Source organism: Clostridium gelidum, from assembly GCF_019977655.1.
In the GTDB taxonomy this organism is placed as follows: Bacteria; Bacillota; Clostridia; order Clostridiales; family Clostridiaceae; genus Clostridium; species Clostridium gelidum.
This window is the reverse complement of sequence record NZ_AP024849.1, coordinates 2,068,039-2,081,397: the sequence shown is the minus strand read 5'-3', so window position 1 is coordinate 2,081,397 and position 13,359 is coordinate 2,068,039. Positions and strand designations below refer to the sequence as shown.

Sequence of the window (13,359 nt, the reverse complement as noted above, 5' to 3'; positions counted from 1 at the left end):
ACCTATGCCTCCTTATCCATTTTTATTTTTTCTAAAAGTTGTGGAATTATTTCATACATATTCCCAACAACTCCATAGTGAGCCACTTTAAATATTGGTGCTTTTTCATCTGTATTAATAGCAAATATATACTCTGAATTATTCATTCCTGCTGTAAATTGAACTGCTCCAGATATTCCACAAGCTATTATAAGTCTTGGTCTTACTGTTCTTCCACTCAACCCTATTTGCCTTTTTGCATCAACCCATCCAGCTTCAATTAGTGGTCTAGTGCATGCAAATTCTGCATTCAAAACTTTAGCTAATTCCTTAACCATGTCCAAGTCTTTTTCTGACTTAATTCCTCTTCCAGCTGCTACAATTACTTCTGCATCACTTATTCCAACTTCTGATGCTTTTTTCTTTATTTCAAGGGCTGTTATTCCAGATTTTAGTTTTTCTTTGTCTATACGGCAAGGAACTATCTCGCCTTTAATTTCTTTACTTCTTTTTGGAGCTGTCATAACCTTGTATCTAACAGTTGCGAGTTGTGGTCTTGAATTAGGAGTAACTATTTGAGCCATTATATTTCCTCCAAAAGCAGGCCTTATTTGAACCAAATCTGTATTTTCTTTTATATCTAAAATAGTACAGTCAGCTGTAAGTCCAGTTTTAAATCTAGCCGCAATTCTTGGTGCCAATGATCTTCCTATAGTAGTTGCTCCAACTAATAAAGCCGTTGGCTTTACCTTTTTTATAAAATCTTCAAAAGCAGCTGTATATGGTTCTATTCTAAAATATTTTAATTCTTCCTCATCATATACAAAAACCTTATCTACTCCATAGTGTAAAAGTTCCTCTGCTTTATGAGAAATATTCTTTCCTACAAATACTGCATAAACCGGATGATTTATTTTACCTGCTAGTTCTCTGGCTTTTCCTATTAGTTCATAAGTAACTGGATGTATATCTCCATCTACATGGTCAACATAAACACCAATACCTTTCCATGCACTCTTATCTATTTCCTCAATTGCCTCTTCTATATATTCAACTGCACCTTTAGGACCTTTTTTAACACAAAGTTTACACATTTTGCAGGCTCCACTTATCTCAACTGTTCCATTATTATTTTCAATAGCCCCAAAAGGGCAAACTTTCATTAATTCTTCAATATTTATTATCTTTTCTTGATTTACAACTAATTTTGCCATAATTTCTTCCTCCTCTTTAATCTTCCATTTAATTTAAGAATATTTGACAATACTATTTACATTCTTAGTGTTTTATCTAAATAACTTTTAACGCTTTTAATTTATTCCCTACTCTTTCACTCAATTCACTTGAACTTCCATTCCACATTTCCCTATCATCATTAACATCTGGTGGAAATATTCTTTCAACTTGAGTAGGCGAGCCATTAAGTCCATAATTTTTTTCATCCTTATCATCAAAATCATTAAGACTTAATATTTCTATATTCCTATTTTCAGTTACTAATTTCTTTTTATATGAAGGTAATCTTGGTTCAAAGATACCCTTGTCTACAGTAATTAGGCATGGGTATTCTATTCTTACAGTTTCAATACTCTCAGGCATGTCCATTTCAACTGTAATTGTCGAATCTTCTACTTCCATTATATTTTTAACATTAGCTACATGAGGTATATCTAACCACTCTGCCATTTCAGATCCAACTTGTGCTGTATCACCATCTGTGGTTTGTTTCCCACAAATTATAAGTTCGAAATCCCCCATCTTTTTAACTCCTTGAGAAATTGTATATGATGTAGCCAAAACATCTGCGCCACCAAACTTTCTATCAGATAACAAGGTGCCTTCATCAGCTCCCATTGTATAAGCTTCCCTAATTACACTTAATGCTTGATTAGGTCCCATACTTAAAACCTTAACTGTTCCGCCTTTTTTCTCCCTAATTTTTAATGCTGTTTCTAATGCATATAAATCATATGGATTCATTTTAGAATCTATCCCATCTCTCTTTAACACTCCTGTAACTGGATCAACTTCTACTTTTGAAGTTCCTGGTACTTGTTTAATACATACTAAAATATTCATTATACTTTTTCCTCCTAATAATTTATATTTAAAATTCACTTATCACAACTTGTGGTTAGCAAAGTTCATTAACTTTTTATTTCAAAATCCAAATATGGAACTACAAAAAAGCACTATTATTCCTGCTATAACAATTAAAAACGTTATCACAAATGCCCTGTGGCAAGCTTTATCACCTGCAATTTTGAGCTTTCCATCTTACATCCTTTGGTCATTCCAATTATAAATTGGTCATACCAATTTATAACTTAACTTGATTATAACTATTAAAGTATTTCTTGTAAAGTATTGTTATTTTTTTAACATACAAATGTTTACATGTTTTATATTCATTAAGTTTGTATTATTAAGCGCTTTTCATATTATAAGATTTAGTTGAATTTTAAAAAAAAATTGATGTTTAAGCTTAAATTTACTTTTTTTGGATTTACTTGTTAATAAAATAACAAATAAAATACTGGAATTACCTTCATAACTTAAATCATGCTGATAATTCCAGTAAATATCCTTAGATTTATAAAATAAATTTATTTATCATATCCATAGGCTTTCCTAATCAGATTAAAATGTTCTTTCATTGCATCACAAACCTTTGATTCATCCCTGCACTTCAATGCTCTTGCTAAATTTTCATGTATTCCTAATAAACTTTCTTTAGTGTTTCCTTCATGCAAAATCTGCATTCTAGATTTCTGAATGAATTCATCCATAAGTTGTGATATAACTTCAAGGACATTAATCAGTAATACGTTTCTTGATGATTTCGAAATTAAATAATGAAATTTAATATCAAATTCAAGACTTTCTTCTTCATTTCTCGCAATATACATTTTATCTAATATTAAACTTTGTCAAAAACATTTATAAACATTTGTTTGATTTCACTTATCAATGGATATCTTGGATTTGCACCTGTACATTGATCATCAAAAGCGTGTTCTGACATTTGATCTAGAGTCGCATAGAATTTTTTCTCTGTAACTCCTGCTTCATTAATAGTTTTTGGTAAATTTAATTTCGCTTTTAATTCTTCTATAGCTTTAATTAATAATTCAACCTTCTCATCTTCTGTTTTTCCGCCTAAGTTTAAGTAGTCAGCAATTCTAGCATATCTAAATTTAGCATTTGGATATTTATATTGTGGATATGCAGTTTGTTTTATCGGATCCTCCACAGCATTAAATCTTATAACTTCATTAATTAATAATGAGACAGCTACTCCATGTGGTATATGGTATTCTGCGCCTAGCTTATGTCCCATTGAGTGACATACTCCTAAAAACGCATTAGCAAAAGCCATACCTGCTGTAGTTGAAGCATGTGCCATCTTTTCTCTTGCTTTTACATTAGTTGAACCCTCTTCATATGCTTGTGGTAAGTATTTAAATACTAATCTTATTGCTTCTAGTGCAAGTCCATTTGTATATTCTGATGCCATCACTGATACATAAGCTTCTATACCATGAATTAAAGCATCTATACCGGATGCTGCTGTCAATCCCTTTGGCATATTCATCATTAATTCAGTATCAATTATAGCCATATCTGGAGTTAATTCATAGTCCGATAATGGATATTTCGCCCCTGATTTTTCATCAGTTATAACCGCAAATGGAGTAACTTCTGAACCTGTACCGGAAGTTGTTGGTATTGCAACCATCATAGCTTTGACACCTAATTTAGGGAATGAATACAATCTCTTTCTTATATCCATAAATCTCATAGCAAGGTCTTCAAATTTTTCTTCTGGATGTTCATATAATACCCACATGATTTTAGCAGCATCCATTGGTGACCCACCACCAATTCCTATAATAGTATCTGGTTCAAAGCTAAGCATTTCTTTAACGCCTTTTTTAGCTGTAGCCAATGTGGGATCTGATTCTACTTCTGCAAATATCTTATAGCTAATTCCTATTTCTTCAAGAACCTTTGTAACATTATCTACATAGCCTAATTCTTGAAGGACTTTATCAGTTACTATAAAGGCTTTCTTTTTATTCATGTCTTTTAATTCTCTTAATGCAAATCCAAGACATCCATATTTAAAGTAAATCTTTTCTGGGACTCTAAACCAAAGCATATTTTCTCTCCTCTCAGCTAAGCTCTTAATATTTAATAAATGTTTAGGTCCAACATTTTCTGATATAGAATTTCCTCCCCATGAACCACAACCTAATGTAAAAGAAGGAGCTATTTGAAAATTATATGAATCTCCGTTAGCACCCTGTGATGCTGGCATGTTAATGAAAGTCCTTACTGTCTTCATGGCATCACCAAATTTATCTATCTTTGCTCTTTCTGTCATTGAATTTACATACAATACTGATGTATGTCCTAATCCCCCTAATTCAAGAAGTTTCCTCGCCTTTTCTACTGCATCATCAAAGTTCTTGGCTCTATACAAACCAAGTACAGGAGATAACTTCTCGTGTGCGAATGGTTCTTCTACTCCGACAGATTCCGCTTCTCCGATAAGTACTTTAGCTGTTTTCGGAATTTTAACCCCTGCCATTTCAGCTATTTTAAAAGCTGATTGACCTACAATTTTCCCATTTACGCTTCCATTTATAAATATTGTTTTTCTAACTTTATCTATTTCTTCTGCATTAAGTATATATGCGCCTCTTTTATCAAATTCGCTTCTAACCTCATCATATACTGAATCCAATGCTATTATTGATTGTTCAGAGGCACAGATAAGCCCATTATCGAAGGTTTTCGAAAGAAGTATTGAGTTTACAGCCATCTTTATTTCAGCACTTTCATCAATTATAACTGGTGTGTTTCCAGGACCAACACCTAATGCCGGCTTACCTGATGAATATGCAGCTTTAACCATTGCAGGTCCCCCTGTAGCAAGTGTTATATCTGCTTCTCTCATTAAAATTTGCGAAAGTTCAACTGTTGGTTCATCTATCCATCCTATTATTCCTTTTGGAGCGCCAGCTTTAACTGCTGCATCAAGAACTATTTGGGCCGCAGCTATAGTTGATTTTTTTGCTCTTGGATGTGGTGCTACTATTATACCATTTCTAGTTTTCAAAGCTATTAAAGTCTTGAAAATTGCTGTTGAGGTTGGATTAGTTGTTGGAATAATAGCTGCGACGACGCCTATTGGTTCTGCAATTTTAGTCATACCAAATGCTTCATCCTTTTCTATAACTCCACAAGTTTTTTCATCCTTGTACTTATTATATATATACTCTGAAGCAAACTGATTTTTAATAATTTTATCTTCTAATATTCCCATTCCAGTTTCTTCTACAGCCATTTTAGCTAAGCTAATTCTGTAATTTGATACTTCCATAGCTGCTTGTCTAAAAATTTCATCAACTTGTTCTTGTGTGTAAGTTGAGAATTCTTTTTGAGCATTCTTTACTTCTTGTAATTTTTTCATTAATTCTTGGACATTTGTAACTTTCATCATCGCTCTCTCCTTTAAATAGATTTAATACATGAACTTACTTTCAATTTAATAAATTGTGTTTATAATTCCTCTAATAAGATTCATTCAGCGGAAGATATTGTTTGTTAAATATCAAACAGTATCTTTGATTTTTTAAAGAAAATATTCGTTACTTTTCTTTAAATTGAAATATTTTCATAGCATTTTAATAATATTCTAAAACATAACTATATTTATTTGTTAAATATTTAACTATCTTGGCATTATTTATTGTAGCGCTTAATGTAATTATAGCTGACTTTATTATGGTAATCAAGGGTGAAAATAGACTGAATTTTTTGAAAAATAACCCAAAATCAATTGATTTATAACGTTTTTATCATAAAATCTTCTAATTATTACTTTATAATCCTAAAATCTATATCCTAGTAAGATAATATTTATAATTATCCTATAAAATTAAAGCTTTCTTCAAAGTACTTTATTGATAAAATTTTAACTTTCATTTATATTGGGAAAAGCATTGATCTATTATATATTTTCAATCAGTTTCCAAATTATAACAATCCGCAAAAAAACAATTATGAGATTACTTACCTATATTGTTAATTCTTTTTAATTTATATTTGAAAGGATATCATGGTTTATCGGACAATACAGAAGAATTGGTTTATAAAAGGTCATCAAAGAAAAATACCGACATACGGTAAAAATGCTGGTGTTAAACTTATAGGCATATTAAGACTATGTTACTGGTAAAGTTTATTGCGAAGATCATGAAAGATATGATGTTGAATCATCTTCAGTCTAGTTGGCATGAAATTGCAAGGAGCAATGGCAATATTGGCTGTAAATCTTAAAATGGTTCTAACTTTAATGAATGAGAAATAACAAGATATAGTAAACCAAAAATCAATAAAATTATATCATTTTCAAGGTTAAACAACAGCCTAAAATATATTTTCATTATTTAATATGACTTCAATTTCAAATAAAAAACCAACTCTTAAAGAGCTTGGCGAAGAATTTATATTGACAATATATAGTTCTTGATTAAGGCACTATCAAAAAAATAACAAGTTCCCTACAATATATAGTTGAACTTGTTATTTTCATAATTTATTTAAATAGGTTTAATTCACAATCAAAAATAATAAACCAATACCATCATATACTTGTCCATTATTTTTTCATGTGTTTAACTAGAGAGCATATTAATTGTCAAGATATTATCTAAGCATCCATCCTGAAATTACCATCATTTGAACTTCTGATGTTCCTTCATAGATTTCTGTTATTTTGGCATCACGCATCATTCTTTCAATTGGATAATCACTTGTATATCCATAACCACCAAATAATTGTAAACAACGATTAGTTACATCAGTAGCATTTCTAGCCGAAACTAATTTTGCCATAGCTGCAAAATGTGTGAATTTTTCATGATCATCTTTTGCACATGCTGCTTGATATACTAAAAGTTTTGCAGCTTCTGTACTTGCACGCATCTGAGCTAATTCAAATTGTGTATTTTGGAATTGTGAAATAGGGCGTCCAAATTGAACACGTTCCTTAACATATTTTACAGTTTCTTCTATTGCACCTTCTGCAATACCAAGCGCTTGCGCAGCAATACCAATACGGCCTCCATCAAGAGTTGCCATTGCAATTCCAAATCCTTTGCCTTCTTCTCCTAAAAGATTTTCCTTTGGAACTATGCAGTTATCAAAGAATAATTCACAAGTAGAAGATGCACGAATTCCCATCTTTAATTCATGACTTCCAACAGAAAAACCTGGGAAGTCTTTTTCAACAATAAACGCTGAAATACCTTTTGTTCCCTTACTCTTATCTGTCATAGCAAGAACAATATATATGTCTGCATATCCTGCATTAGTAATAAAAATTTTACTTCCATTTAATACATAGTGATCTCCATCTAATACTGCTGTTGACTTTTGCATTGAAGCATCAGTTCCAGCAACTGGTTCTGTTAATCCAAAGGCTCCTAATTTTTCTCCTGATGCAAGTGGTTTTAAATATTTCTCTTTTTGCTCCTCTGTACCATATGTGTAAATTGGTGTTGCACAAAGACTTGTATGTGCTGAAACAATTACACCTGTAGTAGCGCAACATTTAGATAATTCTTCTACACATTGTATATAACTTAAGGTATCCATTCCAGCTCCACCATATTCTTCAGGGAATGGAATTCCAAGCAAGCCCATTTCGGCCATTTTAGCTACATTTTCTTTTGGGAAACGCATGCTTTCGTCTATTTCTTTTGCAATTGGTTTTACCTCATTTTCTGCAAACTCTCTATACATTTCTAGTAATTGTTCATGATTTTCATCTTGTTTAAAATTCATTTTAATCTCCTACCTTCCTCTTTTTACATTTCCTTTTTTTTATTTTGTCTGATGTCTAGCCACTGTAACACTCAATCTTTTTCAAATCTTGAGCTAACAGTGGCACGACCCTAGACGAGTTCAACTAAGATTCACTTTGTGGGATATCGCTCGCATTTTGATTGTATCTTATTATATTAATTACTCTATTGGGCAGCATACTTTACCTGGATTCATAATCGAATTTGGATCAAATACTTTTTTAATACCTTTCATTATGTCCATATTTATTTCTCCAACACTATCTGCTAAATAACTCATCTTTCCACTGCCAATTCCATGTTCTCCTGAAACAAGGCCGCCACATTTTATTGCTTCTTTGTAAATAATCTTGAAGAACTTATCAACTCTTGCTTTAAATTCTGCTTCTTCTAAATCATTACTGCATTGGTATATGTGAAGATTTCCATCTCCTGCATGTCCAAAACTTTTAATAGTTATTCCACACTCTTCACCCGTTTTATTTACAAAAGCAAGATAAGGAGCAATTTTATTTACTGGAACTACAACATCGCATTCATCTAACAATTTAGTTTCTGCCATAATTGCTTCTAAGAAGCTGGAACGTGCAGCCCATGCATCTTTTATTTTTGCAGGTGTATCAGCTACAAGCACATCAATTGCTCCTGCTTCTAATACTATTTCACTTGCTTGTTCAATAAGGTTATTTAATTCATCTTCATTACCTGCATCTATAGTAACAAGTAAATATGCATTTGCAGTTACTCCATCAATTACTTGTGGGAATACGCTCTTTCCAATATATCTTTCACTGGCTAAAACAATTTCTCTTTCCATAAATTCCAATGCTTGTGGATTCATGTGTTCCATCTTAAATTTAGGAACAGCAGAAATACAATCATCTAAATTTTCAAAAGGAATAATCAAACTAGCAACTACCTTAGGTGCTGGCATGATTTTCAAAGTAAGTTCTGTAATAATTCCAAGGGTACCTTCTGATCCAATCATTAAATTCAAAAGGCTATAACCCGAACTTGTTTTTGATACTGTAGCTCCAAAGTTTGTAATTTCTCCTGTTGGAAGAACCACCTTCATTGCACGTACATAATCACGTGTTGCACCGTATTTAACAGCTCTCATTCCACCAGCATTTGTTGCAACATTTCCACCTAAGCAAGCGAACTTTTCACCAGGATCTGGAGCGTATAATAATCCTTGTTTTGCACAATCCTCTGCAAGATCGTTTAACAAAACACCCGCTTCTACATGAACGACAAAATTTTCTAAGTCATAAGAAAGTATTTTTTTCATCTTTGTAATATCAATTAAAACACCACCGAGTAGCGGTACTGCTCCTCCTGCAAGTCCTGTTCCTGCTCCTCTTGGAGTTACTGGTATCTTATTTTCATTACATATCTTTACTACTTTTGCAACTTCCTCTGTAGAATGTGCCATAAACACAACTTGTGGAGCTTTCTTTCCATAAATAGGCATTTCATCGTGACAATAATCTTCATTAATATCATTACCTGTCAAAATATTCCCTGGAGCTGCCTCCTGTAATTTTGTGATTAATTCTTCTGTCAATTTATTATACTCAGCCATAATACTCATTCCCTTCCAATTTTTCCTTACTTCATAATAAGTGTTCCTACAAAACATACGATTCCAGCGATTACTATATAGCATACAAAATATTTAAATACACTTTTTAAAATTTTACTTTCAGAGCCAGATTGATTAATTGCACTTGCACCAATTGCAATACTTTGAGGACAAATCATCTTTCCGATACCTGCGCCTAAAGTATTTGCTGCTGCCATCCATGCTCCAGAAAGTCCAAGATTTTGTGCCGTTTGTGATTGTAATCCTCCAAATAAAACACTAGTTGATGTACCTGAACCTGTAACAAAGCCTCCAATAGCTCCAATTAATGGGGCTATTAATGGATACGCTCCTCCTGTAACTATAACTAAAAGACTTGCAATATCTGAAATCATTCCACTATAACTCATTACCTTTGCTGTTGACATAACTGCACAAATTGTAACAATTGTTTTCCAATTTGCCTTTAGTGTATTAAGTAACACCTCATACATGGTTGATATTTTTGCACCTTGTATAAGGCCTCCAATAATTGCAGCAACAAAAATAATAATACCTGGTGTATTAATCCAACTAAAGGTCAATGTATTTGCCCCTTTACCACCATATACACTTGTACTTGTTTTAAATACTGCAATTGCATCATGAATTGGTGCACATAATGTAGATGTAAACATTAGCATTAAAAATATTAAAATAAATGGACACCATGCTTGTACTGCTTTACCTAGTGATAAAGTTTGTTCTTTTTGTTTATTAGTAATTTTAATACAATATTCTTCCTGAGGTTTTTTATTAAGGATTTTTGCTGCAACAACCGTGCAGATCATACAACAAATAGAGCCTACTATATCTGGTAATTCTGCTCCAACTACTGTTGCTGTAATATAAGCAGGTACTGTAAATGATAACGCAGAAACTAATGTAATAAAAAATACTCCCTTTAATGCCCTTATTCCACCACCTACAATACATACCATAATAAATGGAGTTATAATAATAAGAATTGCTTCAATTATCGCTGTATTTGCAGCCAAAATGTTAGATCCAATTCCTGTTACTGCAGAAGCCGTTACTAAAGGTATTCCAACTGATCCAAATGCAGTTGGTGTACTATTAGCAACCAAACATGCTAAAACTGCGGAAAATGGATTAAGTCCAATACCTGCAAGAATTGATGCTGGAATAGCAACTGCTGTACCAAAGCCCGCCATTCCTTCCATAAAGCATCCGAATCCCCATCCAATAATTAATGTTAAAACCCTTTTATCCCTGGAAACTCCTGCTAACATTTCTTTTATGAAATCCATGGCACCTGTACGTAAAATCAAATTATACGTAAACAAAGCCGCAACAATAACTAAACAAATTGGCCACAATGCATTAAGTATTCCTTCAAACACACCGGTTACAGTATAATCAACATTCAATTTCCAGAAAAAAATAGCTAAAAACATTGTAAGAACAAGTGCAATTAAGCAGGCTTTATACCCTGGCATTTTTAATCCACTGAGTGCAATTATAAGCCAAATGATAGGTAATATCGCCATTAAGAATTTAAAAAACAACATTTTTTTATCCCCCTTATTCACTTTAGATAACTAATTTTAATCTACGTTCTTTACAACTACTCCTACTCCATTTGGAATTACTGCAACATCTGCATCCTTCCCTTTTATGTCATATGCTAAATTTAATGCTTCATTAAAAGTGTACGCATGTTTCATATGCATACTTTTAATCATATTTGGATCACACATATCTGTAACAACAATTACAGTATAATTACTAAGAATTCTTGCTAAAATTTGAATTTCCCATTGATCAGGTATTGTTTCATTTCTAGGTACTTTTAATATTTTTTCAAGAAGTTCTTTTGGTCCTGTTGAATTTGCTAAAGTATCGTAAAAGGATTTCCCTCCATGGCCATCATTACAAGCAGCTATCATAATAATTACTCCGCCTTTTCGACAAGTGGCTTCTGCAGCAGTCATACCTTTTACAGACTGGTATATATTTTGATCTAGTGGGTAGCCTCCATTGCTTGAAATTACAATATCAGCTTGTATACTTTTTACACTGGAAAGTTCCATAACAAATCTGCAGCCTTCTTCATGGGCAAGCTGACTATCTCCTGAAAAAGCATTTATGATATTTTTCTCTTCATCTATAACTACATTTAATATAAATGCAAGGTTTGCTTTTTCTGCTGCATAAAGCATATCCTTATGTATAGGATTATCCTTTATAATTCCAGTTCTTGCATGATTGCTATTGATAAATTCTGAACAGTGATTAGCCATTATAGTTTTTGCTGATGCTATTCCAGGTAAAATGCTTTTTCTTCCTCCAGAGAATCCTGCAAAAAAGTGTGGCTCTATAAACCCTTCAGCTATTAATAATTCTGTTTCTATGGCTAATTTATTTAAATATAGTTCCCCACCAGAAGGTAATGTTCCTACATTAATTAAACTGCTTTCATCTGTAGAAACATGGTTTATAATTTCTTCATTGTCAACTATATTTTGTCCAAATTTATTTATCATTTCTTCTTTTGTTGTTGGTCTGTGAAATCCTGTAGCTATAATAATCTTTATATCTATATTAGGATTTACCTTTCTTATTCTTTCGAGGAGAATAGGCATGGTTATCTTACTTGGAACAGGTCTTGTATGATCACTGGTTATAATAACCATGTTGTGTTTATCTTTTACTAATTCCTCTAAAGATTTGCTGCCTATACAATTATCAAGAGCCCTGTGTACTATATCACTTTGTGAACAATCAGCTTTATAACAATTTGCCTTAGAAACTAATACTCCTTTTAGGTTTTTGTCATTAATTTCTATTTTTAAAGATTTTGTTGAATATGGTATCTCTATTGACGCCATAATATACCTCCTTACTAAAAAAATAAATCTCTATATAAGTTGCAATCAACCTTCAGTAGAATATTAAAACTGCCTCTGAAGCTAATCTTTACTCTGCTTTTGCTTTCTTCATTTCTTCAATCATAACTGGAAGAACTTCAGTTACATTTCCAACAATAGCTATATTTGCAATTTCAAAAATCGGAGCCTCTTCATCTTTATTAATTGCCACAATATAATTAGAGCCTGACATTCCGGATGTATGTTGTGTTGCTCCAGAAATGCCACATGCAATATACAGTTTTGGTGCAACAATCTTTCCTGATTGTCCAACTTGGTGTGCACGAGAAATCCATCCATCTTCAATTGCTGGTCTTGTTGCACCAACTACGCCACCAAGTGCACGTGCTAATTCCTCAACAAGTTTAAAATTTTCTGCATTTCCCATTCCACGTCCACCAGAAACAATAACCTCAGCTTCTTCTAAATTAACAGATTCAGAAATTTCTTTTACTACATCAATAATTTTTGTCTTAATGAACTCTTCTGAAATTTCTACTTTTTTTTCTGTAATTCCTGCATTTGAAGCAGCTTCTGGTTTTGAAAAGCTTCCATTTCTAACTGTAACTACGGCTGTGCCTTCTACTTCAATATGTTCCAAAATTGTGCCACCATAAGCTGGTCTAGTATATATAACTTTACCATCACTTTTACTAATTCCTGTTACATCACTAACACATCCTAAACTCATTCGTCCTGCAATACGTGGTGCAATATCTTTAGATAATGGTGTATTTGCTAATAAAATAATATCTGGATTTTGTTCTTTAACAGTTTCTGCTAATACTTCTGTTAAAGTATCACAGCCAACCGCAGTATCTGTAAAAATAACTGGAATTCCAAAAGCAGCTACTGTATCTGCTAAAGCCCTGTTACCTACTACAAGCGCTGTTCCTTCTGCTTCTAATACTTTTATTGCACTAATAAGTTCTAGGCTTCCTCCCAATACTTTTTCTCCATCTGTTTCAATAAATAATAATACTTTCAT

General features: G+C 32.5%; 8 protein-coding genes and 1 pseudogene. All 9 read right to left on the bottom strand.

The annotated features are described in order from the left end of the window. Positions 1 to 2: 2 nt before the first annotated feature. Positions 3 to 1,193, bottom strand: a complete 1,191-nt coding sequence (locus tag psyc5s11_RS09170; RefSeq protein ID WP_224037292.1) for an electron transfer flavoprotein subunit alpha — start codon at positions 1,191 to 1,193, stop codon at positions 3 to 5. 76 nt (positions 1,194 to 1,269) lie between these two features. Beyond that, positions 1,270 to 2,058: an electron transfer flavoprotein subunit beta/FixA family protein gene (locus tag psyc5s11_RS09165; RefSeq protein ID WP_224037291.1), complete on the bottom strand. Its 789-nt coding sequence runs from the start codon at positions 2,056 to 2,058 to the stop codon at positions 1,270 to 1,272. A 527-nt stretch (positions 2,059 to 2,585) separates the two neighbouring features. After that, positions 2,586 to 2,900 (bottom strand): annotated as a pseudogene (locus psyc5s11_RS09160) (FCD domain-containing protein); the annotation flags it as partial. Further along, on the bottom strand, positions 2,900 to 5,485 hold the full coding sequence (adhE, locus tag psyc5s11_RS09155; RefSeq protein ID WP_224038160.1) for a bifunctional acetaldehyde-CoA/alcohol dehydrogenase: 2,586 nt from the start codon (positions 5,483 to 5,485) through the stop codon (positions 2,900 to 2,902). The gene adhE and the pseudogene psyc5s11_RS09160, both read right to left, overlap by 1 nt. 1,211 nt (positions 5,486 to 6,696) lie before the next feature. Continuing rightward, complete coding sequence (locus psyc5s11_RS09150; RefSeq protein WP_224037290.1) at positions 6,697 to 7,836, bottom strand: acyl-CoA dehydrogenase; 1,140 nt, start codon at positions 7,834 to 7,836, stop codon at positions 6,697 to 6,699. A gap of 180 nt (positions 7,837 to 8,016) precedes the next feature. Continuing rightward, complete coding sequence (locus psyc5s11_RS09145) at positions 8,017 to 9,441, bottom strand: FAD-binding oxidoreductase (RefSeq protein ID WP_224038159.1); 1,425 nt, start codon at positions 9,439 to 9,441, stop codon at positions 8,017 to 8,019. Between the two features lie 26 nt (positions 9,442 to 9,467). Next, the gene (locus psyc5s11_RS09140) at positions 9,468 to 11,012 is read right to left on the bottom strand and encodes an L-lactate permease (RefSeq protein ID WP_224037289.1); all 1,545 of its coding nucleotides are present in this window, start codon (positions 11,010 to 11,012) and stop codon (positions 9,468 to 9,470) included. A 36-nt stretch (positions 11,013 to 11,048) separates the two neighbouring features. Next, positions 11,049 to 12,332 carry a nickel-dependent lactate racemase gene (larA, locus tag psyc5s11_RS09135; RefSeq protein WP_224037288.1) on the bottom strand — a complete coding sequence of 428 codons (1,284 nt, stop codon included), beginning with the start codon at positions 12,330 to 12,332 and terminating at the stop codon, positions 11,049 to 11,051. Between the two features lie 88 nt (positions 12,333 to 12,420). After that, positions 12,421 to 13,359 (bottom strand): electron transfer flavoprotein subunit alpha/FixB family protein, encoded by a 939-nt coding sequence (locus tag psyc5s11_RS09130; protein ID WP_224037287.1) that lies wholly within the window; start codon positions 13,357 to 13,359, stop codon positions 12,421 to 12,423.